Genomic DNA, 24,286 nt, shown 5'->3' on the forward strand with positions numbered 1-24,286 from the left:
CCTATTCACAATAAGATTAATTAAAGCAGTTCGTTACTCGCTTTGCTCTTCCCCAAAAATTGGATTGAAAAGGATTTCGCCTGACAATGCGATATACCCCCACGCTCAAACTCAGCACCAGACTGGTTTCGTTTGTCACCATGATTGTCGTCTGTGCCATGTTTATTCTTTTTATTGGCGGCACTCTCTCTTTCAAGCGTATTGGTCAGGAATATGTCCATCATTACATTTCTGGTATTGCAGACGTTGTTGATTCAGAGCTGGACAACCCTCAGGCAGCAGAGTCTATGGCAAAGTGGCTGCCAAAGCTGCTTCAGGCAAGTAACGTACTGGAGATGGAAGTAACGTCTTCATCTGGATCGCTTTATCACTTCAAAGATACCCGTTCGGTTTTGCAGTCTGAAAGAGCGCAACAGCTTAGTTTTCAACTTGAACACCACTCAGATTACTGGATTCATTTTACTGTTTTACCTCCTTATGTGGGCTTGGAATACTCCGTCGGAGCGATGTCGTCCATCAGTTTGGCGGTTTTGCTGATCGTTGTTTGCCTGATTCGAGGAATTAAGTGGCTAAGAGAGCAACTCTACGGCTCGGAGCTGCTGGAAGAGCGAGGCAGAATGATCCTAGCAGGGAAAACTCAGGATTTTGAAAAAGGGGATCTGAGAGAATGGCCTTATACCGCCAGTGAGGCTCTGGATAAACTGATCGGAGAGCTTAAGGACTCAAGGCAAGAGCGAAGCCGCTTTGATACCTTCATTCGCACTCACACTTTCCTTGACCAGCTTACAGGTGCGGCGAATCGGGTGCTTTTTGATTCCAAGTTAGAAGCCAGTCTTCAGGAAGCAGGATCGTTTGGTGGGATCATCCTTTTCCGCGTTAAGTCATGGGAAGAAGTCTCTGCCTACAATGATAAAGAAGCAGTAGATGAGTTTGTTGTCGAGGTGGGTCAAAGTCTCTCTAATATCGTACAGCGCTTTCCAGATGTTATTTTCTCGCGCTATTACGATTCCGATTTTGCCATATTAGTGCCTCATCAGGGCAGCAAGGAAATTGACACACTTTGTGGTCAGCTTATTAAACAAATATCGAAAATCGACCCAATCTCGCCTTTGTCTCCTGATGACTGGTGTCATATCGGATGCACAATATATTCGGAAGGTGAGCGGCGCGGCTATATATTAGACGAAGCTGAAACAGCATTAAGAACTGCTCAAATTGAGTCTGTGAATAATTGGTCGCGCTTTGATAAGAAGCAGAAAAAAGATATTGCCCGGGGAAATGTAAGATGGCGGACACTTTTCGATAAAACACTTCGTGCTTCTAATATTCAAGTATTTTCTCAACCTTGTTTTATTATCGAGAATCAACAGGACGAATTATTACACCATGAATTGTTTCTACGCTTAAAAGACGAAAGTGGCGCGGTAATAAAAGCGTCACGTTTTATGGCAGCCATTGAACAAGTTGGTTATGAAACAGCCATGGATCGTGTTGTTATTCAAGAAATTCTGTCCTGGATAAAGACGCAAAATGAAAGGATATGTTATTCTTTAAATATAAATGTGCTTCCATTCAAAGAAAAAGCATACACGCGTTGGTTGAGAGATGAGCTACTCCAACTGCCCGGTGAATTAAGAAAAAGCATCAGCTTTGAGTTTTCCGAAAGGAGCTTAGTAAAAAATCTCGATTTCATTCGTCCGGTTATTCGAATGATATCAGGACTGGGCTGCAAAATAATCGTTCACCAAGCTGGCAGGACAATTGCAAGTACTCATTACATAAAAGACTTAGATGTCGATTATCTGAAATTGCATCGCAGTCTGATAAAAAAAATAGATCAACGACAGGAAAACCAGTTGTTCATTCGAAGTTTGATTGGCGCTTGTATGGATAGTAAAACTAAAGTTATTGCTGTTGGCGTCGAAAATAGTTCTGAATGGATGGCTTTAAAGAGTTTGGGCATTGACGGGGGACAAGGCAGAATGTTCGCAAAAGAAGAACTGCTATTTCCTAAACGTCTTGCATCAAAAGTGACAATTGGTCGCAGAAATCGATGGCGGCAGAAAACATGAGCAGTAACTGATGAATAAAATGGTTTCTTTGCTAGAACGACTGAAAGGAAAAAGTTCAAGTGCTAAAAAGGTGAGCGTGTCTCTCCTTGAAGATGCCGTTTATTGCTCAGTTGACAGCCAGACCGAATTGTTCCCAATCAAAGACAGAAGTTGGGAACAGACACTTGCTAAAGTACTATCGGATGAAAAGTATACGCATTCAGAAGTTGTCATCACACTTGGCGCGCACCACTACCAAACCTACCAAATTGAACGCCCTGAAATCCCAGAAGAAGAATGGTCTGTTGCTTTACCTTTCCTTCTGAAAGACCTTATTGCAGAGCGTGTAACAGACATCGTTGCCGATGGCATTCCACTACCAAACAGCAGCAAAATTCAAACTTACGTTCTAAGCAAACGCGTGTTGACGCCGTTACTGGCGATACTAGAGAAAAGTCAGATCACTCTTGACCGTATTTTGCCGGAAGACGAAGTGTGGGGGCAGGCGAACGAGCATGCAGAAGACTTTTTGCTCTTGCACCAAAGTGCACACAGCAGCTTCAAAATCAATGCATACGTGACCAGAGACATCTGCTTTCACAGAACCATTCGTGGCGTGTCCGCTCCGTTAACAGGGGCTCAGGCAAGCAGCCTGCAAATCGACGGGCTTGCTCTCGAAATGCAGCGCTCGATCGATTATCTCAGTTCACAAATCAAGCAAGCTCAATTCCATAAGCTGTTTATCTGTTGTGATGACGAAATTGACGAGGAACTGACTACCGCTCTGGAAGAACGCCTAAGCGTGAAAGTCGGAACTTTGATGGATGGCGATGTACGTTGTGGAGAAGTACTGACCAAGTACGCTCTACGCAGTGACTATCAGATCAATCTGTATCCTGAGCATCTGAAACCTAAAGTTGAGTTGTTCACATTACCTGTCGTTGCGGCTAGCTGGTTAATTGTTGCGCTTGTCATGTTTGGATACTACGGTTTCATTGAATATCAAATTCAGCAGGAGAAAGCTCAAATCGCTCAGCTTTCCTCCCAATCAACAACGCTGAAAGCGCAGTTAACAGAACTTCAGACCATGCTGGGTGAACACAAGCCCTCTCCTAACAAACTGGCTGCCGTCCAGAGAATAGAAGCTGAAATACGGGCAAAAGAAGCGTCGCTAAATGCAGTTGGTCAGTTTGATAATCAAAAACAGGTGGGGTACTCGGGGATCATGAGCGCACTTTCTCGGCTGGGTCGAAATGACATTTCCCTGAGCCAGATATCCATCAATAAAAACACATTGAACGTGTCGGGTTTAGCCCGCACACCAAGCGCAGTTCCAGGCTGGATAAAACAGTTCCGCAATGAACTGGATTTGGTTGGTCGTAGCTTTGAACAGCTTAATATCGGGCGTAACGAAGACGATATTGTGACCTTTGAACTGCAGGCAAAACGAGGAGGTGAATAACAATGGCACTTCTTCAGGATATGAGTGAAAAATTTTCAGCGTTATCCGGTCGGGAAAAATGGCTGATTACGGCAGGTGGATGGGTAGCGATCTTCTTCATCATACTGACGGTTTTTTTAGAGCCTGCTTTCAAAACACAAGCTTCTCAAACCAGTCAGTATCAATCCCTTAATCAGGGGATCAGCAACACCAGTAACCAGATTGCCAAAGTAAGCGGTCAGTTAAAGTCTGACCCAAATAGAGAGGTTGACGCCAAACTTCAGCAGCTACAACGCCGAAGTGATGAGTTGTCCTCTCAGCTAGACGCGGTGGTGGAATCCCTAGTAACTCCTAGCCAAATGGCAGAGTTGCTGGAAAGGGTTCTGTTAAGCAGTAAAGGGTTGAAGCTGGAGAACCTTCAGTCTCTGCCAGCAGAACCCATCATGGCAGGCAGTGATTCGCAAGCCGTGGGTTACTACATACACCCTGTGAAAATTGAGATAACAGGGAAGTACTTTGACATAAAGAATTATCTGGTCGAGCTAGAAAGCATGCCAACTACGTATTTCTGGCGCAGCTATCAATACGAAGTAGAAGAATACCCTACGGCACGATTAGTGCTTGTTGTCTATACATTAGGAACAGGGCAGGAGTTTATCGGTGGTTAGATTCTGTGTTATCGCAATGTTGTTGGTCTCTGGTAGTGCATACGCCAGCCAAGACCCAACTGCCCCTCTCGGGTGGCAGGCACCGAAAACCGTAGAGAAAGCCAAGGCGAAAAAGAAAGCAGTGGCACCTGTTCCGACATTACAGTCCATAGTCTGTATAGAGGGAAAACCTTGCTATGCCATTCTTAACGATGTGGTAGTAGAAAAAGGAAAAACCGTACAAGGGTATCTGGCGAAAAGGATTCAGCCGGAATTTGTCGATCTGATTCGGGGTGGGAAGCAATGGCGACTAGAGCTGTTTCCTTCTGACGTTAAACACTAAGGTTTCATGGTAATTATGCGTAAAATTGTAGTAGCAGTCATCATCGCGTCACTCACGGCATGCTCCATGGGGCACCGGGAACCTGTTGAGGTCAAAGAAGCGCTCAATGAGGCTATCAACGAAGCTGGCAGTCGGAGCCTGGATGAATTACCGGCTTCTGTGCAGGCGGATCTGATGCCAGAGCTCGGAAATGAAGAGTTCACTGTGTCTCCAACGTTAAAACGCTTTCGTGTCCAGGCAAATGGCGTTCAGGCGAAAACGTTTTTTGCTAGCCTAGTCAAAGGAACCGATTACAGTGTGGCCATCCACCCTAATGTCGAAGGGCGAATTACCGTCAACCTAACGGATGTCACATTGGATGAAGTACTGAAAGTCGTTCGTGATTTGTACGGTTTTGAAGTCGTACAAAGCGGGAAAGTTATTCAGGTTTACCCGGCGGGCTTGCGTACGGAGACCATTCCAATTGATTATTTACAATTCAAACGATTAGGACGTTCTCTAACGTCTATTACCACTGGGTCGATCACCAGTAAAGACAGCGGTAGCTCTTCATCTTCGAGTTCCAGCTCTTCAAGTTCGTCTAATAACTCAAGCTCCTCTTCCAGTTCGAGCACTTCACCAACGGGTGGAACAGAAATTGAAACCATCAGTGAAAGTGATTTCTGGGTACAGTTAGAACAAGCGGCACAGGCGCTAATTGGAGAAGGTGATGGACGAAGCGTGGTGGTTTCACCTCAGGCAAGTGTACTGACAATTCGTGCTTACCCTGATGAAATTCGAGAAATTCGCCAGTTCCTTGGTATATCCCAGCAACGCATGCAGCGTCAGGTGGTTTTAGAAGCCAAAATCCTCGAAGTGACTCTGTCAGATGGGTACCAACAAGGCATTAACTGGAGTGGATTAACCTCAACCTTTGGTAACAGCTCGGTTTCTATTGGTCGAGGGACTTTGCCGTCAGATGGGAGCATTCCAACCCTACCTGGATTAGATGCAATCGGCAGCCTATTAAATGGGCAGACGAACGTCACTATCAGCAATGGTAGCTTTAATGGCGTATTAAGCTTTATGGGGACTCAAGGTGACCTGAACGTGCTATCAAGTCCACGTGTGACTGCTGCCAATAACCAGAAAGCGGTCATTAAAGTAGGGTCTGATGAGTACTTTGTGACCGACATTTCAAGTGTGGTAGGTAGTGGTGACAATGCCAACGTCGCACCCGACGTAGAACTGACGCCTTTCTTTTCGGGTATATCACTGGATGTGACCCCACAGATCGATGACGACGGATATGTACTATTGCATGTTCATCCTGCGGTAATAGACGTACAGACCCAGAACAAAAAAATTAACCTCGGTAGTGCGACTTACGAAGTGCCTTTGGCTAAAAGCTCGATTCGCGAATCGGATTCGGTGATTCGTGCTCGTGATGGTGACGTCGTAGTTATTGGTGGGCTTATGAAGTCCAATACCATTGATCAAGTGTCCAAAGTACCTTTTCTTGGTGATGTGCCAGGGCTGGGACACCTATTCCGAAATGTTTCCAAACTGACTCAGAAAACTGAGTTGGTTATTTTGCTTAAACCGACAGTAGTCGGAGTTAACACCTGGTCGCAGGAACTGGAACGCTCGCGCGATTTGCTGCAAGAATGGTTCCCTGAAGAGTAATTATGTATCAGACCTATTTTGGATTTAACCAAGCGCCTTTTTCGCTAACCCCTAATACTGAACTGTTTCAGGGGTTAGTGCCGCATTACGAGGCGATCCAAACCGTTTTGTCTGCGATTGAAATGGGCGAGGGGGTAATTAAGGTTTCTGGCGAGGTCGGTACGGGTAAGACAATGGTCTGTCGGATGCTCATTAACCAACTGGTTGATGAGGTCTCGCTGGTTTATCTACCCAACCCTCAGTTGACAGGGGAAGAGTTGAAAATCGCCATTGCCAAAGAATTGGAAGTTGAAGTCAGAGACAGCGAAAGTTTGGTGGATGATATTCAGGCTCAGTTGCTGAAACTGCACCTTAAAGGCAAGCGAGTTGTGGCTTTGATAGACGAAGCACAAGGGTTGTCCGACGAAGCTCTCGAAACCATTCGCTTGTTCGGAAATCTTGAAACCGAGCATGCCAAGCTGATGCAAATCGTGTTGTTAGGGCAGCCCGAGTTGGACGCGAGATTGGAACATCATCATCTGCGCCAGTTAAAACAGCGTATATCTTTCAGTGCGACTTTACGTCCACTTTCAATGGAAGAAGCATTTGCCTATATCGACCATCGGGTACAGGTGAGTGGCGGCAACGTAAATTTGTTTGAAGCCAAAGTTAAAAAAGCAATCTGGAAGGCGTCGAAAGGTGTGCCTCGTTTGATCAATCAGGTGTGCCACAAATCCTTGTTGCTTGCCTGTAATTCGAACGCAACGCACATTCATATGGAACATGCGTACAATGCTATTAATGATACTCTCGATACGGTAAAACCAAGATTTAAAACCCCATTTATGTGGGGATGGGGCTTGCTATGAGTGTCATTAACAAAGCTCTTTCAGATATGACGGACAAAAAGCCGTCCACAAGTCGAATTGAAAAGGTCGATGTCGCGCCTATTCGTTCAGGCAAGAAAAAGTGGTGGCTGACCGGAGGAGTTTTGTTAGCGCTCATTGCCTACGGAGTGTGGGCTTTACTACCAGTCAAACAGCAGCCTGAACCTGAATCTATCCCTGAGATTGCCGAGCAAAGTGCGAAAAAAAATGTAACCACCGTAGTTACTCTCGAATCTACATCTCCAACTAAGCAGTCGGTGGAAGAATCGGTGAGCAGCATTTACGAAGAAAGTGAAAAGCTTGAGCAGCTTAGCGGCGACTTCGTCGATCCTGAATCTGATTTAGATGACATCGTTTCGGAAAGTGTTGAAGAAACAAAAGTAACCCCAGAGGCTGTGGCAGCTGAACGTAACCAGCCAACGAAAACTAATCCACCTGCGAATACAGAAAAAAGCAAAACGGTAGCGGCGAAACCTAGACCTGTTGAAGTTAAAGCTGAGCGCCCGAAAACTGAAGAGCCAAAAGTAGCGAAGAAGGCAGAACCATCTCAAGCCAATGAACGTAAATCAACGGCTATTGCAAGTGCCAATCCAACTCCAAAAGTGGTGGAAGATGGTGCAATGGCTATTCAGCAAGTCGAGCTGACGCCACAACAGTTGGCTGAAAAAGCGCTATCAAGAGCGAAAAAAGCATTGGATTCCAATGATTTTGACGGTGCCATTAAAGGCTATCGCACGGCGCTTCGCTATGTTCCTAAAGATGATGTTGTGCGGAAAAAGCTCGCTGCACTTTACTACGGTCGGGGTGACGTAAGGCAATCTCTCGAAATCCTGCAGCAGGGTATTGTGTTAAACAAAGACAGTCAGACTCTGAGGCTTGCCGCTATGAATATTTTGGTCAAGGAAGGGATTACTGAGGCAGCTCTGGGCGTGTTGGAATATTTGCCACCAAGCCCAAGCATGGATTATCTGTCTGCAAGAGCGGGTCTGGCTCAGCAACTTAAAAAACACGAGCTGGCTCTTGAAAGCTATCAAATGCTGGTAGGTAAAGATTCGGACAATGGTAAATGGTGGCTTGGCCTAGCGATTCAGCAAGAACGTAACGAAGAGTTCAGCAAAGCAAAAACCTCTTATGAAAAAGCTTTGAATCGCGTCGGATTATCCGCCCGAACCAATCAGTTTATCCGAGAAAGAATCAGCTATCTCAGCAGTAAAGAGGCGACATCGAATGCAAATTAAATTACGTAAACGCCTTGGTGACTTGCTGGTTGAAGAAGGCATTATCTCAGAACATCAGGTAGAAGAAGCTCTGAGTCATCAGAAGAATACTGGTCGCAAGCTGGGTGACACATTAATCCAACTGGGCTTCCTGACGGAAACTCAGATGCTTACCTTCCTATCTCAGCAGCTAAACGTACCTTTGATCGACTTAAGCCGGGCCAATGTGGACGTGGATGCCGTTCAAATTCTGCCGGAAGTGCATGCTCGTCGATTACGCGCTTTGGTAGTTGGACGTCAGGGTGACACATTGCGGGTCGCTATGAGTGATCCTGCGGATCTCTTCGCTCAAGAATCTTTGCTAAGCCAACTGCAGCAATATGCCCTTGATTTTGTTATCGCCCCTGAAAAGCAGTTAGTAGAAGGGTTTGACCGCTATTACCGAAGAACCAAAGAAATTGCCTCATTTGCAGAGCAGCTTGGCGCAGAGCACCAAGTCAGCGATAGCTTTGATTTTTCCTTTGGTGAAGACGAAGACAGCGAAGAAGTTACTGTCGTAAAGCTGATCAACTCACTGTTCGAAGATGCGATACAAGTGGGGGCTTCAGATATTCATATTGAGCCAGACGCCAATGTACTTCGATTACGCCAGCGTGTTGATGGTGTTTTACACGAGACTCTGTTGAACGAGGTGAACATTGCCTCTGCACTGGTACTCAGACTTAAACTGATGGCGAACCTCGACATATCTGAGAAGCGTTTGCCTCAGGATGGGCGATTCAATATCCGCGTTAAAGGTCAATCCGTCGATATCCGTATGTCTACCATGCCTGTGCAGCATGGTGAGTCGGTGGTGATGCGTTTGCTCAATCAGTCAGCCGGTGTTCGTAAACTGGATGAATCTGGGCTTCCAGAAGATTTACTGCTCAGACTCAGGCAGCAGCTACGCCGACCACATGGCATGATTTTGGTTACAGGACCAACGGGGTCGGGTAAAACCACCACACTTTATGGCGCGTTGAGTGAACTCAACGAACCTGGGAAGAAAATCATTACCGCAGAAGATCCAGTGGAATACCGATTGGATCGTGTTAATCAGGTACAGGTTAATACAAAGATTGATTTGGATTTCTCTACTATCCTCAGAACCTTCTTACGTCAGGATCCGGATATTATTTTAGTGGGTGAGATGCGAGATCAGGAAACCGTTGAAATCGGTCTTCGTGCCGCTCTGACGGGGCACTTAGTGCTGAGTACTCTGCATACCAACGATGCGGTTGACAGTGCGCTTCGCATGATGGACATGGGCGCACCAGGCTATCTGGTTGCCAGTGCTGTTCGAGCGGTGTTAGCACAGCGATTGGTTCGGAAAATCTGTCCGGACTGTCGAACAGAAGATCATATTGATGATGCTCGCAGGCAATGGCTTGAGAGCCGTTTCCCGAATCAGGTCAATGCGACATTCTATAAAGGGGTTGGCTGTCAGAACTGTAATCTAACGGGGTACAGAGGGCGAGTGGGTGTCTTCGAATTACTGGAGCTAGAACAGGGGATGATGGACACCCTTCGAGCGGGAGATGCGGTAGGTTTCGCTCAGCAAGCTCGAAAAGCACCGGGTTATAAGCCGTTACTGGCGTCTGCGATGGAGCTGGCACTGCAAGGTGTGGTGAGTCTGGATGAAGTCATGAATCTGGGTGAAGGGGATTCCTCGGGTTCGAATGAGCCGATTTTCCTCTAAGGTGACGACATGGCGACTTACCAGTATCAGGGCAGAGATTTACAAGGAAGCAAAGTTGCGGGGCAGGTAGAGGCTCCGACAGAAGAACTCGCCGCCGAAGCTCTGATCAGTAAAGGTGTGATACCGACATCGATCAGTGCTGGTAGAAGTGCTGCTGGTGGGGCTGGTTTTGATGTGTCAGCGTTATTTACACCTTCGATCCCTTTAGAAGTGTTAGTGATTTTCTGTCGTCAGCTGTACAGCCTGACGAAAGCGGGGGTTCCAATCCTTCGTGCTATCAAAGGGTTGGTACAGAATTGCGCCAATAAGCAGTTAAAACAAGCGTTGGAGGATGTAGGTAATGAGCTGACAAATGGTCGGAACTTGTCTTCGTCTATGCAGCAATACCCAAAAGTATTCAGCCCGCTTTTTGTTTCGATGATCAATGTGGGTGAAAACACTGGTCGGTTGGATCAAGCATTACTGCAATTGTCTCAATACTATGAACAAGAATTAGAAACACGAAAAAGAATTAAAACCGCAATGCGTTATCCGATATTTGTTTTAAGTTTCATATCAATAGCGATGATAGTGCTTAACGTAAAAGTGATTCCGCAATTTGCCACGATGTTCGCAAGGTTTGGTGTTGATTTGCCTCTGCCAACTCGAATTTTGATCACCACATCCAATTTCTTTGTGAATTATTGGGTATGGCTGGTTGGGGCATTTATCGCGTTTCTGTTTGGTATGAAAGCCTGGATAGGAACGGCAGACGGACGTGAAAAGTGGGATAAGTTTCGCCTTCGTATTCCTATTGTTGGTGATATTGTCAACCGGGCTCAGTTATCTCGATTTTCTCGTACCTTTGCGTTGATGTTGAAGTCGGGCGTACCGCTGAATCAGTCGCTAGCACTTTCGGGTGAGGCGTTAGGGAATCGATTTTTGGAACTTCGGATTCTGGAAATGAAATCAGCCATTGAAGCGGGTAGTACGGTGTCTTCAACAGCAATCCAAAGCCAGATTTTTACACCCTTGGTTATCCAGATGATTTCCGTTGGTGAAGAAACTGGTCGAATCGATGAATTGTTGTTGGAAGTGTCTGATTTTTATGATCGGGAAGTGGACTACGATCTCAAGACACTAACGGCTCGAATCGAACCTATATTGCTGACGATTGTCGCTGGCATGGTTTTGATTCTTGCTCTCGGTATTTTCTTACCGATGTGGGGCATGCTCGATGCGATTCAGAAATAAGGCGGCAATTTAGTGGCGGCAAAAACGGTTTCTGCGTTTTCGGTATGGGCAGCTTTGGTGTTCATTTTGCTAGGCATTATGGTTGTCAATTGGCAAAAAATTGACGATGAGGCAGCAAGTACTACGTTTTTAATGGTTGAAGATAATATTACTGAACGAGCAAATGCCTATAGACAACAATGGGTTATTAAGAAACAGCCCAAAGTGATTGAGTACCAAGAGCAACAGATCCAGTTGGATCATAACGGGTGGGTATTACCTTTGCATGGTAATACAGTGGATTGTGAGTGGTGGCTGGAGACACTGTATCCAAGCGTAGACAGTACTTACTTAGGGAGACCCACGGCGACGATGGTATCAGGAGCTCCCAGTTACCACTGTCGTTACGAATTTTCGAGCGATTTGGTACTGGACTTAGTTTTGAATGAGAAGAAGCTCTCAATAAGTGCTATAAAATAAGCAAACAAATTACTTAAATCATAGGCTTACTGTTAAGCATACGATATAATGAATTCGCTCAGATTGAGCAAAAATGCATAGGTGATGAAATGAGAAAGCAGTTCGGTTTTTCATTAGTAGAACTGGTTGTCGTGATTGTTATTTTAGGGTTGCTTGCCGCTGCTGCATTGCCCAAGTTTTTGGATGTCACCGATGAAGCCAAGAAAGCCAGTATAGAGGCTGTAGCAGGTGGGTATGCCACTGGAGTGCTTTCTGCAAGAGCTCAGTGGGAGGCGAAAGGTCGACCTGGCATTGGTACTGGCAACAACAAACAACATTTCATTGAATACGATGGTATTGAATTTTGGCTAACGCGTTCATTCGATAACGATGGTAATGACAGTGGATTCCGTGATGGCTATCCGATTGCGTTAAAAACCACCGGACAGACTACGGCACCGTCAACTATTTCGTCGTCCGACTGCGTCAACCTGATGGAAAACCTGTTGCAAAACTCTCCTAAGGTCGGAGATGCAGCGAGCAGCAATTTGACAGATGTAAAATACACTGCTGAAGCCGACAGTGGCGAGAGTACTTGCACGTATGTGCAGCAAGAAGGCAGTGATCACAAGTTTGTGTATGAAATAAAAACTGGTCGTGTGACCGTAGAATTGCAGTAACTGATTTGGTTACAGCGCATTAATATCTAAACATAGAGAGAAGTGACTATGAAAAGACAAGGCGGTTTCACCCTAATTGAATTAGTGGTTGTAATTGTTATTTTGGGTATTCTGGCGGTAACCGCCGCACCTAAGTTTTTAAACCTGCAAGGCGATGCGCGTAATGCTTCCCTTGAAGGTCTTAAAGGTGCGATGCAAGGTGCATCTGGAATCATTTACGGTAAAGCTGCAATTGACGGAAAAGAAACTAACTCTTCTGGGACCGCGACTATTTCTCAAGGTTCTACCACCATTACAATTATGAATGGTTATCCAGCGGCTACTTCTGCTGGTATTGGTAACTCAGTTGCTGGTTTAAGTTCAGACTGGTCTCAAATTTCTGGAAGTGGTGGCTCGACAGGAACTATTGCGTACTCGTTCAAAAACTTTGATTCTGCGTCTACGTCGAGCTGTTCAGTTACATACAAAATGGAAAATACAGATTCAGAACCAACCATTACGGTGAATGACTGTAATTAATGTGAGTTAGTAGTAGCTCCATGAATTGGAGCTACTACTTCAATCATTTTTGTACAGATAAGTCATCGAAATGCTGATGAAAAAAAACTGCAACTCCCAGAAAGGTTTCACTCTTACTGAGTTAATAGTGGTCATCTTACTGTTAGGTATTGTTGCAACATATGCAGCATCCAAATACTCCAGTCCTTCTGACTTTTCAGCATACGCTGCCCAAGAACAAGCCATTTCAGTTATTCGGCAAATTCAATTGGGTCGAATGCAATCCAACCTTAGCTCCGCTACTCCAGCTCGATACAAGCTCAAAATTTCAGATAACTGCTTAGGATCTAGTGAAGCGGTTGATGAATATAAATGTGAATCTGGGATTCGAAGTAATTATGTTTTAGTTGAAGATCAAACATTTTTATTCACCCCTGCTACCCTAGAAATGGAGTTTGACCTTTTGGGGCTTCCTACATGCATATCTGGTTGTACAACTCCAACGGCGGGTGGGAATATCACTATTGGTATATCCAACGGTGTTGAGTCGACTCAGGTATGCATTAACAGTGAGGGTTTCGTCTATGGCTGCTAAGGCTAAAGGCTTTACCCTTATTGAAAGCATCATTGCGATTCTTGTTCTGGGGATCTCGATGTCTGTATTGCTGACTATCCTGTTCCCTCGGGTAGAAAACTCCGCAAGTTCCCAATATCAGGTCCGTGCTTCTATTCTGGCGCAGAGTATGATGACCGAAATACTTGCGCGAGGTTTTGATGACAATAGTGACCCCAATGGTGGAATTGTCCGGTGTGATGAAACCGGAGCCACATCCTGCACCACAACCTTGGACGCAGAAACGGGGGAAACGCCAGCGACCTACAACGATGTGGACGATTACGTGGGCTGCTGGCATACCAATAATTCGTCAGAATGCAGCACTGGTGTCGCGGTAAAAGGCAACTTAAATGACATCTTTGGCTCAGATATCAGCAGTGATTATCGCAACTTCAGGGTAGAAGTCAGTGTCGTTTATGACCCTGACTCACGCTTTGGATTTACCGATTCACTCAATCGATACAAAAAGATCACCCTAACCGTGTTTGCTGGAAAGTATGGCGAATACAATTTCCGTGCATATCGAGGTAACTACTGATGGAAAAATCTGGTTTTACCTTGATGGAAATGGTTGTCACGATACTGATTGTGTCGATCATGTTTTTAGGCATTGCAGGGTTTGTTCAGATTGGTGCTCAGGGTTATGCTGACACCACCAAACGACAGGCTCTTCATAATCAGGCGCGATTTGTTATCGAAAAGATGTCTCGGGAGATCCGCCACGCCGTTCCAAATAGCCTAGATACGAATGTGGCTAATACCTGTCTGTCTTTTTTCCCGATTCGTTACTCTGGTTTTTACCAGCTTGATGAAGCACTTAGTGGTGCGGATACACTACGCTTCATTGTCGGAAACGAAGGATTTGATACCGACGATTTGAATGCTGCTATTAGCGCAGGGGCACGGCTGATCATTAATCCCGGTCAGGTACAGGACTTGGAAAGTTCCTCTTCTGCTTCTCTTGCTTTGACCAATGTCAGCATCAGTGGGGCGGTTTACAGTATCTCGGCTTCGCTAGCCAGTAACTCCATTGCAAAAAGACATTATATTTATATTCCCTCTGAAAAGGTTCAATACTGCGTTGATACCAACTCCGGGCAAGTTACCCGAGATGCAGGAACCGTTGTTCAGGTTGGGGAAAATGCGACCAGTGCTTCGTTTCGAGTCGATGGTATGTCTCTGCAGCGCGGCGGCTTAGTTCACATGGATATCCTCTTCACAAACGGTGACGAAGAAAGTCACTACAAACATGATGTGCAGGTGTTAAATGTCCCGTAACAATCAGAAAGGCAGCGTTCTTATTATTGCCATATTTGTGATTGTGGTAATGGGAATGCTCGGTTTGACCTTAATGCGTCTAGAAGCATCTAATCAGGACACACTTACCCGTGAAATTTTAGGGACTCAAGCGTGGTTTTTAGCACACTCTGGCAATGAATGGGGGTTGACGTACATGTACCCTTTGAACGAGAGTGCTGCCGTATCCAACTTACAAAACCGATGTACCACATTAACAGCATCTGCGGCAGCGAATGCTGCTACGGCGATCATTGAAAACTCGCAAGCACCTTGCTCGTCACTTACAATACAGTGTGATGAAGTTGGATCTGGCGATCTGACTTTCTTTAGAATCAGTTCCGTTGCCGTATGTGGCAGCACCACCTTTGAAGTTAGCCGTGAACAGGAAGTTTGGGCTAAAAGCATGGAATAAAATCAATGATGTTGAGAATGATACGCTTGGTGCATGCCAAGTGGACTTTGCTTTTGGTTTTTTTACTGTTTTCAGTTCACTCATTAGCTGCGGTTGAAATCCCGAATGGCAGTTCAGTCAATGCAAACAACGGTTTTTGTTTTGTCTTCAATATGGACTCTGATGGCAGTAACCGCATCCGGTTAGAAAACAACAATTTCTATCCGCTCTGGACTGATGATCATATTTACACTCAGTATTCCCCTTTTGTATATGAATCACGCCACCTGAGCGATAACCTGATTCGCCAGTACAAAGTTCATTTCGTCCCAAACCGGAATAATCAAAGCAGCATAAAAGGAACGTTGAAATACTACGTCAATGGTGCTTTGCAGAAGAAACAGAAAAATTTCAATTTAACCAGTGTGACAGGCGCAACGATATTCTCGCCAGTACTGAACCTGCGAGTATTGGGGAATCAGTTTACTGCTGGGCGTTTTCGTATTACCACAGGTCGAGATTGTCCATCATATCCGCGAGTTACTATGGGGTATGATGATGCTCAATACGAATTTGGTCGTCTGGAAAATGCGAACTGTAAGAATGGTTGCACCATTCGGTTTACCAAAAACTACCGAACTGAACCCCTCGTTTTTCTTATGCCTACGTTGTCTTCGACCAATCCAGAGGACGACAAACCCGCAACTGTTACGGTTACATCTGTCACCAGGCAATCCGCCAGTTTTATACAGGATACGGCGCCATTCTCTTGGGAATACGCTCATTTGAATGAAGAAATGATGGGTTCCATTAGCTATTTGGTGATGGAACCAGGTACCGCCATGTTTTATTCCCAGGATGACGATGATGATGACGGCGACAACCAGCACAAGGTCGTTGCCGGCTACGTTCACACCAACGCTTACCGAGGGGATCAAACCAGCAGTAATCCAGCGAATGTCAGTGTTGATTACTCACTTTTTTCAAATGTGACTCTTGATGATCCTATTGCTCTGGCACAGATAAATTCACCAACAAATCGATGGATGACCGCTGGGATCAAAGCCGTAAAAGACCAATCCATCGATTTGTTTCTAGAACTGACACGTGTTCATAGAACCGTGCCTGTCTCTGATTATGAAAAGATCGCTTTCCTTGTTAGTGAGGAGGGTAAGGGTATCTCCGATGGTGTTCGATTTGAATTCGGTCGAATGGAGATTGATGAGCACAACAGCAGTACGCCAATGCTCGAAGGGTGTAATGATCTTCATGATTTAGACAATGACTACCCCTCAGAGCCTGGAATTATCGCTAACAAACAAAAGCGCAGCGGTAGTCATGGCGGGTGGTTAAGGCGATGTAAACTGGTCAATGACGGCGATAGCAGTACTCAAGACGATGACGACAACGAGTTCGAAGTCAGTTTCGTTGTTGATGAAGATATGTCCGAACCAGGCTCGCGAACTAAGCGTGGGCACACTAAAGAGGAAGTAGGGTATTTCGCATTTGGTCAGAAACGATTACCAAAACCTAAGTTTGACGTTTGTAATTTGTTCCCTTCTGCGGCGCAAGGTTGGAAAGAAGGCGGAAATAGCCGTATCACTATGTCCAACTACGCCAGCATTCTAAATGCCAGGTTGGTCGGTGGTCAGCCTACGGTAGGATTTGAAACCTCCCGTTTTGACAATCAATCCAACTGTGACGGAGGAGCATGTAATAACGATCCTCAGTATCAGGTTTCCATGCCTAAATTACCTGATTTTAAACTCACGGACTCTATTCCCAATATATGGAATGAAACCGTCACACTGTCTCCATTGAGCTCCAAAACTCTGACTATTGGTCAATCTAACGTTACGCTTCAGCCTGGGCATTATTACTTTGAAAGTTTGGACATCAACAACCGTTCGGTTATCAATATTCAGGGGAAAGTGGTACTCCATGTACAACGTTTGACGCTATCCAATGATTCGAAATTCAATAATCTGGGCAATCCTGATCACTTGTTCATCGTGGGGTACAACCCTGAGAAATCAAATCGAGCTTGCCCGTCTGGCGGTTGTGTTATTAGCCTGACTAAGAACGATAAACTCAAAGGATTGATTTACAGCGAAGCCACCGTAAACCTTTCTAACAGTGTGCATATTTATGGTGCGGTCACGGCGCTAAATCTGAATATGTCCAACTACTCTAAAATCACAGGAGAAAGCCAGTGTTTTTCTGAGCCAGAATTGGTGATCACTCCCGTGCAATCATCTGGTCTCGCCTGTGATGGTATCCCTGTGACGTTTAAACTGGTGGATAAAGCGACCAAGCAATTAATAAATAACTATTCGGGTACCCTGGAAGTCGACATACCCAATAACAGTAATCGAGAGTCATGCTGGCTTTCTGACACAAACCCGGCAACCTGTGACGCGCCATTTCGTCATGAATTCATTGCTGGTCAGGATGCCATTGTGACCAAAAAACTCTCCAGCACCTCGCTGTCTCCCGTTTATATTCGTGGAAAGATGCTACAAAACACCAATGTAACGGCTAACGGTGGTCCTTATCAGTTTGTCCCCTATGGTTTCAAGGTGGTGGATGAAGATCGAGTAGACAGCGGAAAAGGACAAGTTGCGAGCCGACCGTTTAATGTGAAAGTTTCAGCGGTCGCATCCAGCGCAGCAAATCCAAGACAGTGTCAGACAATTGAAGATTACTCAGGGCATCAGTCCTTGAAGATGTCTTACGAGTTAATCTCTCCATCAGTGATAGAAAAAAACAACTCATTGATTGTTCACAGAACAGCCATTCCAAAAGGGAACAACCCATTAGCAGGCGTCACAGTTTCAAATGTGATGTTTACAAACGGCGTTGCCAGTCTGGAAAGTCTCTATTCTTCGGCTGGTCAGTTTAAACTGCATGTTGCTGATGCCAACTGGCAACCCGTGAACAATAATATTCCAAACTGGAGCGGGTTGAATGGTTCTGCCACCATAAACAACCGACCTTTTGCTCTTTCAGCCTGTTACAAACCGCCGGGCAGTTATTACCAACTCTTCCCTTCTGGTGATTCGAATGGTGGAGAAAGATTTATTGCTGCCGGAGCTAATGCTGATACTCAATTTAGAGCATTACAATGGATGCAAACTGCTGATACCGACAATAACGGAATTCCTGATGATGGTTACATGAACGTCATGGTTTGTCTGGAACACACCGTGACGGGGTTCGAAGTCGCGGGTGAAGTGAAGTTTGATCTTCATAGCCCGCTGGGTGGTCAGAAAGGTGCTCTAGAGCTGGGAAGCCAAGTTAGCAGTTCGGTTAATAACTACGCTCCTATTTCGGTTAACTTTAATGAGTGGGGTATCTCGGATCAGCGTTTTCGTTGGTCGGAGGTGGGCAGTATTTTCATGTGGGTAGAAAAAAATAACTATCTGAATGGGATGTCGGTACCGTATTTTAAGAATCCAATTGGAAGATTTTACCCATCACATTTCTCACTGGATAAGGCTGAGTTTACTTATCCCGATAGCCAGAATGGCTTCGTCTACATGAATCAACCTTTTAAAGAGTTTGAGGCTGAAGTCAGTGCCTGGTCTGCAATGCTCGATAAAGACGGGCGCTATTTACCCACCTTAAATTACGGGCACGCTAACTACAAAAAAGAACTCCGAGCCACGTTTGCGTTAACGGGAGAGCATCGAGATCGCCTATCACTTAAAGACGCAGAACTAAGTAACGATTTATGGCAAAGCGATGCGAAGTGGAAGCTTAGCCAGTCAGATGTGTTCTGGTCTCGGCTTCCAATCAACAGCAAGCAAACGTACCCAGATAAGCTCTTTAACTACACAGGTAGCGAAACGGGTGTGCAGTCTACAGCGACAGAGGTTGACCTGGAGATCAAGGGTACGGATCCAGTGAGCTTTTCCGTGCTAAAGGATGAAGATTCGGTTCGACTCCCACAACAGCCTGACGTTCGCTACGGGAGAATGATTTTGGAAGATTTGGGTACACAATCCAATGGCGAAGTCATGATCCCGCTACGAACAGAGTTTTGGTCTGGTGAAGAGTTTATTGCAAATAAAGACGATAACCTGAGCAGTTTTACTGACAATCAGTTCTGTCGCCAGTCGATTTGGACGAGTACAGGAGACACCGATTCGAAAGCCAGCTTGAATGAGTCGGGACGAGTCACTTCAGGTTTTTCTGATGAGCTCATGGCTAAACAAAATGCGCTGATAAGAGAGCAAGTTAGATTGTGGTTAAGAATGGGCAGCGGCACACCAGAAAAGGTGAATACTTCTGACAAAAATATTCAGTGTTTCGGCAGTCATGGCAATCAGGATTGGCTCAAATACAACTGGCGTGGCAAAGGGGATGAAATACCTTCGGCAGTTATCACTTTTGGAACTTACCGCGGAAACGACAGGATCATTTACCGTGGAGAGCCGAGATTGACTGGCAGATAAAACTGAGGATTTCACGCCTTAACATTAAAAATGAGGGCTTAAGTAAAGAATCTGCAAGAAAAAGCGAGATTCAGCCCATGTTTACATGCCAATGCCTTGCTGATAACGCAAGGCATTGGTACATTTAGTGCAATTTTATGTCTTCTTAATGCTTGCAGGATGAACGAAGAATATGTTTAAAAAACTTCGTGGCATGTTTTCAAACGATCTCTCTATCGATTTAGGTACAGCCAACACTCTTATCTACGTAAAAGGTCAAGGCATTGTTCTTGATGAACCCTCAGTAGTTGCTATTCGACAAGACCGCGCGGGAAGTGCAAAAAGTGTCGCCGCTGTAGGGCACGAAGCCAAACAAATGTTAGGTCGTACTCCTGGTAACATTTCTGCCATTCGCCCAATGAAAGACGGCGTTATCGCAGACTTCTATGTAACAGAAAAAATGCTTCAGCACTTCATCAAACAAGTGCATGACAACAGCGTTTTAAAACCAAGCCCACGTGTGCTTGTTTGTGTTCCATGCGGTTCGACTCAGGTAGAGCGCCGAGCAATTCGTGAATCGGCTTTGGGTGCAGGCGCACGTGAAGTGTATCTGATTGATGAGCCAATGGCGGCAGCAATCGGTGCTGGTCTTCGCGTCTCTGAGCCAACCGGTTCTATGGTGGTTGATATCGGCGGCGGTACGACAGAAGTTGCCGTTATCTCACTGAATGGTGTGGTTTACTCTTCATCCGTTCGTATCGGTGGTGACCGCTTCGATGAAGCCGTGATCAACTATGTGCGCCGAAACTACGGTAGCTTGATTGGTGAAGCAACCGCCGAGAAAATCAAACACGAAATCGGTTCTGCTTACCCAGGTGATGAGGTTGAGGAAATCGAAGTTCGTGGTCGCAACCTTGCAGAAGGGGTGCCTCGTAGCTTCACACTAAACTCGAATGAGATTCTGGAAGCCTTACAAGAACCTTTAACAGGTATTGTGTCAGCTGTGATGGTTGCTCTGGAACAGTGCCCACCAGAATTGGCTTCTGACATTTCAGAAAACGGAATGGTTTTGACCGGTGGTGGTGCTCTCCTTAAAGACCTAGATCGACTACTGACAGAAGAAACGGGTATCCCAGTCGTTGTAGCAGAAGAGCCATTAACGTGTGTAGCACGCGGCGGTGGTAAGGCGCTGGAAATGATCGACATGCACGGTGGCGATCTGTTTAGCGAAGAGTAAGCTTTGCAGCTTTTAACTTCTGGTAAACAGCGATGAAACCGATATTCGGCAGGGGACCATCCCTGCAACTGCGTCTGTTTTTTGCTGTCATTCTATCAGCCAGCCTTATGCTGGCTGATAGTCGTTTAGACACATTCTCAAGCGTACGCTATTTATTAAACAGCTCGGTCGCCCCTATTCAGTACTTAGCAAACCTACCTCGAACCATGTTCGACGGTATGTATGAGCGCGTGAACACCCGTGAAACTCTGCTAACGTCAAATCAGGCTTTGAAGCTCGAAGTGTTGCGCCTGAAAAGTAATCTCACACTGCTCGATCAATACCGGGAAGAAAACCAGCGCCTGAGAAAATTGCTTGGGTCACCGTTTGTCCGTGATGAGAAAAAGGTGGTCACCGAGGTGATGGCCGTGGACTCGTCTCCATACCGACATCAGGTGGTTATCGACAAAGGTCAGATAGACGGTGTTTACGTTGGGCAGCCAGTCATCAACGAAAAAGGCATTGTAGGTCAGGTGACTTTTGTTGCCGCGCACAATGCTCGTGTGCTGTTGGTCACGGATACAAACAGCTCCATCCCGGTTCAAGTGGTGCGAAACGACATTCGAGTGATTGCATCAGGTAATGGCAGTATCAATTCCATTCAGATTGAACACATCCCTAGTAGCACAGAGATTGAAGAGGGCGACTTGCTTGTGACCTCTGGTCTGGGCAGGCGTTATCCGGAAGGCTACCCAGTGGGTTACGTAACTTCAGTGGAGAAAGACAACCGCAGACCTTTCGCTACCATCACAGCTGAACCTGTAGTGGCATTCGACAGGCTGCGCTACTTACTGCTCGTATGGCCAAGCGAAGAAAGGCAAAAAGAACAATCTTTAGACACTGAAAACGAAGAAGCAAAAGACGAGGTGAACAACAATGGCGAATAGTGTTCTTCAAGGGCGCATGGTCATTTGGGCAACCTTTCTGATTGCTCTTGTGTTTCAGGCTATTCCATGGCCGGGAATGTTCGAAATATTCAGACCTGCCTGGCTGTTGCTGATCGTTTTCTACTGGGTTCTTGCCCTGCCACACAGAGTGAATGTGGGTACAGCGCTAGTTCTTGGTCTCATTTGGGATCTGCTATTGGGTTCCACTTTGGGCATTCGCGGTATGATGATGTCCATCACCGTGTACCTCGTGGCGCTTAACTTCCTCGTATTGCGGAATATGGCGTTATGGCAACAGGCCATCATCATTGGATTGTTGACTATTCTGGCCGATCTACTGGAGTTTTTCGGTGAATACTTAATTCAGGATGTCACCTTTAACCCACTTTCCCTTTGGGCGGCACTGGTGAACTGTATCTTGTGGCCTTGGATATTCTTATTGTTGCGTCGAGTGAGACGCCATTGGCATATTCGATAATTGATAAGGAAAAAGATATGTCTCAGCAATCGCGCAGGTTAACCTTAGCTTCAAGCTCACCAAGAAGAAAAGAACTGCTTGGTCTGCTGGGGTATACGTTTGATACCGTTTCTCCAGACATTGTTGAAGAAAAACAGAGTAACGAGACGGCGGAGCAGTACGTTCAACGTCTTGCAAAAGAAAAAGCGCAGGCAGGGTTCGAGCTAACGGATAACTCGGGTGTGGTGCTGGGTTCCGATACCATCGTTGTCATTGATGGTGACGTGTTGGAAAAACCCGATGACTTAGAACATTCAGTCGCAATGTTAAGCAGAATGTCAGACAGACGCCACCAGGTACTTACGGCAGTGACCGTAATGGACAAAACTCGAAACGAGTCAAAACTAATTGAAACAAGCGTGTGGTTTAAACCCCTATCAGAACAAGAAATAAAAAGTTACTGGGAAACAGGTGAACCATGCGGTAAAGCTGGCAGTTATGGAATTCAGGGGATTGGAGGGAAGTTCGTCTCTCGCATCGAAGGCAGTTACCACGCAGTGATGGGGTTGCCTTTAATGGAAACTGACCAGCTCTTGCACAAATTTTTCTAATTTAATTTGAGGCACACGAATGAGTGCAGAGTTGTTAATAAACGTTACTCCGAGCGAAACTCGGGTAGCGATGATTGTAGGTGGCATCTTACAAGAAGTTCATATTGAACGAGAATCGAAACGAGGCATTGTTGGCAACATATACAAAGGGCGAGTGAGCCGGGTATTACCAGGGATGCAGGCAGCATTTGTGGACATTGGTCTTGATAAAGCCGCGTTTCTTCATGCCTCAGACATTGTTCCTCATACGGAATGTGTTGCCGAAAACGAAAAGCAGCAATTTCAGGTCAGAGACATCTCAGAGCTTGTCCGTCAGGGGCAGGACATTGTCGTCCAGGTGGTGAAAGACCCTTTGGGCACCAAAGGCGCACGTCTTACTACCGACATCACTTTACCTTCCCGCTATCTTGTGTTCATGCCCGGAGCAAGTCACGTCGGTGTTTCTCAGCGCATTGAAAGTGAAACAGAGCGCGACCGACTGAAAAAAACGGTTGCTGATTATTGCGATGAGCATGGCGGATTTATTATCCGAACGGCTGCGGAAGGAGCAGACGAGCAGGAGCTTTCACAAGATGCAGCCTTTCTAAAGCGCCTGTGGAGCAAAGTAATAGAGCGCCGTAAGAAATACAAAACTCGCTCTATGCTTTACGGAGAGTTGGGGCTGGCGCACCGTATTCTTCGTGACTTTGTCGGTACAGAGCTGGACAGTATTCAGATTGATTCCCGCTTAGTGTACGAGAACCTCAGAGAGTTCGTGTCTGAATTCGTACCAGAGCTGCACGAAAAGCTGAAGTTGTACGAAGGCGATAAGCCGATTTTCGACATGTACGATACCGAGAATGAGATCCAGCGTTCATTAGATCGAAAAGTCGAGCTTAAGTCTGGTGGCTACCTTATTATCGATCAGACAGAAGCAATGACGACGATTGATATCAATACAGGGGCATTCGTAGGCCGTAGAAATCTCGAAGAGACCATATTCAACACCAACATTGAAGCCACTCAGGCCATAGCCAGACAGCTTCGCTTGCGTAATCTTGGCGGAATCATCATTATCGACTTTATCGATATGTTGTCAGATGAACATCGCAAGCGAGTGCTTGCTTCGCTGGAAATGGCGTTGTCGCTTGACCGTGTGAAAACCAACATCAACGGGTTTACGCATTTAGGTCTGGTTGAAATGACGCGCAAACGCACACGAGAAAGTATTGAACATGTTCTCTGTTCTGAGTGTCCAACCTGCAAAGGACGAGGTTCAGTGAAGACCGTTGAGTCGGTGTGCTACGAAATATTGCGCGAAGTTACTCGAGTCAACCGAGCTTACGATGCCGACAAATTTGTGGTGTATGCTTCTCCGGCAGTGTCAGATACCCTAATGGGTGAAGAGTCTCACGCGCTGGCTGAGCTCGAAGTCTTTATCGGTAAGGAAGTGAAGATTCAACCTGAGCCACTGTATGTCCAAGAACAGTTTGATGTCGTGATGATGTAAATGGAGC

At 45.8% G+C, this 24,286-nt stretch carries 23 protein-coding genes; 22 read left to right on the top strand and 1 reads right to left on the bottom strand.

Annotated elements, in window-relative coordinates:
* Window positions 1-20: 20 nt before the first annotated feature.
* Entirely contained in the window at window positions 21-224 is a 204-nt protein-coding gene (locus tag QMG91_RS02420; RefSeq protein ID WP_281830481.1) for a hypothetical protein, read from the bottom strand.
* Here QMG91_RS02420 and csrD point away from each other — a divergent pair.
* The 22 genes from csrD to rng all read left to right on the top strand — a co-directional run bounded on the left by csrD (window position 141) and on the right by rng (window position 24,279).
* Window positions 141-2,072, top strand: coding sequence for an RNase E specificity factor CsrD (gene csrD / locus QMG91_RS02425; protein WP_239445585.1), 1,932 nt, complete (start codon window positions 141-143; stop codon window positions 2,070-2,072). The two genes, QMG91_RS02420 and csrD, sit on opposite strands and share 84 nt — an antisense overlap.
* A 10-nt stretch (window positions 2,073-2,082) precedes the next feature.
* Window positions 2,083-3,513 (top strand): MSHA biogenesis protein MshI, encoded by a 1,431-nt coding sequence (locus QMG91_RS02430; RefSeq protein WP_281828651.1) that lies wholly within the window; start codon window positions 2,083-2,085, stop codon window positions 3,511-3,513.
* A gap of 2 nt (window positions 3,514-3,515) precedes the next feature.
* Window positions 3,516-4,160, top strand: a complete 645-nt coding sequence (gene pilO, locus QMG91_RS02435; protein WP_022613261.1) for a type 4a pilus biogenesis protein PilO — start codon at window positions 3,516-3,518, stop codon at window positions 4,158-4,160.
* Window positions 4,153-4,482 carry a hypothetical protein gene (locus QMG91_RS02440; protein ID WP_004405138.1) on the top strand — a complete coding sequence of 110 codons (330 nt, stop codon included), beginning with the start codon at window positions 4,153-4,155 and terminating at the stop codon, window positions 4,480-4,482. Before pilO ends, QMG91_RS02440 begins: the two co-directional genes overlap by 8 nt.
* A gap of 15 nt (window positions 4,483-4,497) precedes the next feature.
* Window positions 4,498-6,147: a pilus (MSHA type) biogenesis protein MshL gene (gene mshL / locus QMG91_RS02445; RefSeq protein WP_038141985.1), complete on the top strand. Its 1,650-nt coding sequence runs from the start codon at window positions 4,498-4,500 to the stop codon at window positions 6,145-6,147.
* 2 nt (window positions 6,148-6,149) lie between these two features.
* On the top strand, window positions 6,150-6,995 hold the full coding sequence (locus QMG91_RS02450) for an ExeA family protein (RefSeq protein ID WP_281828653.1): 846 nt from the start codon (window positions 6,150-6,152) through the stop codon (window positions 6,993-6,995).
* The gene (locus QMG91_RS02455) at window positions 6,992-8,251 is read left to right on the top strand and encodes a tetratricopeptide repeat protein (RefSeq protein WP_281828655.1); all 1,260 of its coding nucleotides are present in this window, start codon (window positions 6,992-6,994) and stop codon (window positions 8,249-8,251) included. Before QMG91_RS02450 ends, QMG91_RS02455 begins: the two co-directional genes overlap by 4 nt.
* Window positions 8,241-9,968 carry a GspE/PulE family protein gene (locus QMG91_RS02460; RefSeq protein WP_022551602.1) on the top strand — a complete coding sequence of 576 codons (1,728 nt, stop codon included), beginning with the start codon at window positions 8,241-8,243 and terminating at the stop codon, window positions 9,966-9,968. The genes QMG91_RS02455 and QMG91_RS02460 overlap by 11 nt, the downstream gene beginning before the upstream one ends.
* A 9-nt stretch (window positions 9,969-9,977) precedes the next feature.
* Window positions 9,978-11,201: a type II secretion system F family protein gene (locus QMG91_RS02465; RefSeq protein ID WP_281828657.1), complete on the top strand. Its 1,224-nt coding sequence runs from the start codon at window positions 9,978-9,980 to the stop codon at window positions 11,199-11,201.
* Window positions 11,202-11,213: 12 nt separating this feature from the next.
* Complete coding sequence (locus QMG91_RS02470; RefSeq protein WP_281828659.1) at window positions 11,214-11,660, top strand: hypothetical protein; 447 nt, start codon at window positions 11,214-11,216, stop codon at window positions 11,658-11,660.
* A gap of 89 nt (window positions 11,661-11,749) precedes the next feature.
* On the top strand, window positions 11,750-12,319 hold the full coding sequence (locus QMG91_RS02475) for a prepilin-type N-terminal cleavage/methylation domain-containing protein (RefSeq protein WP_004405125.1): 570 nt from the start codon (window positions 11,750-11,752) through the stop codon (window positions 12,317-12,319).
* 48 nt (window positions 12,320-12,367) lie between these two features.
* Window positions 12,368-12,838 carry a type II secretion system protein gene (locus QMG91_RS02480; protein WP_281828660.1) on the top strand — a complete coding sequence of 157 codons (471 nt, stop codon included), beginning with the start codon at window positions 12,368-12,370 and terminating at the stop codon, window positions 12,836-12,838.
* A gap of 76 nt (window positions 12,839-12,914) precedes the next feature.
* Window positions 12,915-13,412, top strand: coding sequence for a type II secretion system protein (locus QMG91_RS02485; protein ID WP_281828662.1), 498 nt, complete (start codon window positions 12,915-12,917; stop codon window positions 13,410-13,412).
* On the top strand, window positions 13,402-13,971 hold the full coding sequence (locus QMG91_RS02490; protein ID WP_281828664.1) for a type IV pilus modification PilV family protein: 570 nt from the start codon (window positions 13,402-13,404) through the stop codon (window positions 13,969-13,971). The genes QMG91_RS02485 and QMG91_RS02490 overlap by 11 nt, the downstream gene beginning before the upstream one ends.
* Window positions 13,971-14,711 carry a PulJ/GspJ family protein gene (locus tag QMG91_RS02495; protein WP_281828665.1) on the top strand — a complete coding sequence of 247 codons (741 nt, stop codon included), beginning with the start codon at window positions 13,971-13,973 and terminating at the stop codon, window positions 14,709-14,711. Before QMG91_RS02490 ends, QMG91_RS02495 begins: the two co-directional genes overlap by 1 nt.
* On the top strand, window positions 14,701-15,144 hold the full coding sequence (locus QMG91_RS02500; protein ID WP_004405119.1) for a hypothetical protein: 444 nt from the start codon (window positions 14,701-14,703) through the stop codon (window positions 15,142-15,144). Before QMG91_RS02495 ends, QMG91_RS02500 begins: the two co-directional genes overlap by 11 nt.
* A 5-nt stretch (window positions 15,145-15,149) precedes the next feature.
* Complete coding sequence (locus QMG91_RS02505) at window positions 15,150-19,580, top strand: DUF6701 domain-containing protein (protein WP_281828668.1); 4,431 nt, start codon at window positions 15,150-15,152, stop codon at window positions 19,578-19,580.
* Window positions 19,581-19,752: 172 nt separating this feature from the next.
* Entirely contained in the window at window positions 19,753-20,796 is a 1,044-nt protein-coding gene (locus tag QMG91_RS02510; RefSeq protein WP_004405117.1) for a rod shape-determining protein, read from the top strand.
* Window positions 20,797-20,828: 32 nt separating this feature from the next.
* Window positions 20,829-21,722, top strand: coding sequence for a rod shape-determining protein MreC (mreC, locus tag QMG91_RS02515; RefSeq protein ID WP_281828670.1), 894 nt, complete (start codon window positions 20,829-20,831; stop codon window positions 21,720-21,722).
* Window positions 21,712-22,200, top strand: a complete 489-nt coding sequence (gene mreD, locus QMG91_RS02520; protein WP_004405115.1) for a rod shape-determining protein MreD — start codon at window positions 21,712-21,714, stop codon at window positions 22,198-22,200. The genes mreC and mreD overlap by 11 nt, the downstream gene beginning before the upstream one ends.
* A gap of 17 nt (window positions 22,201-22,217) precedes the next feature.
* On the top strand, window positions 22,218-22,790 hold the full coding sequence (locus tag QMG91_RS02525; protein ID WP_281828672.1) for a Maf family protein: 573 nt from the start codon (window positions 22,218-22,220) through the stop codon (window positions 22,788-22,790).
* A gap of 19 nt (window positions 22,791-22,809) precedes the next feature.
* Entirely contained in the window at window positions 22,810-24,279 is a 1,470-nt protein-coding gene (rng, locus tag QMG91_RS02530) for a ribonuclease G (RefSeq protein ID WP_004405113.1), read from the top strand.
* Window positions 24,280-24,286 lie beyond the last annotated feature (7 nt).

The organism is Vibrio nigripulchritudo, assembly GCF_027924785.1.
Lineage (GTDB): Bacteria > Pseudomonadota > Gammaproteobacteria > Enterobacterales > Vibrionaceae > Vibrio > Vibrio nigripulchritudo.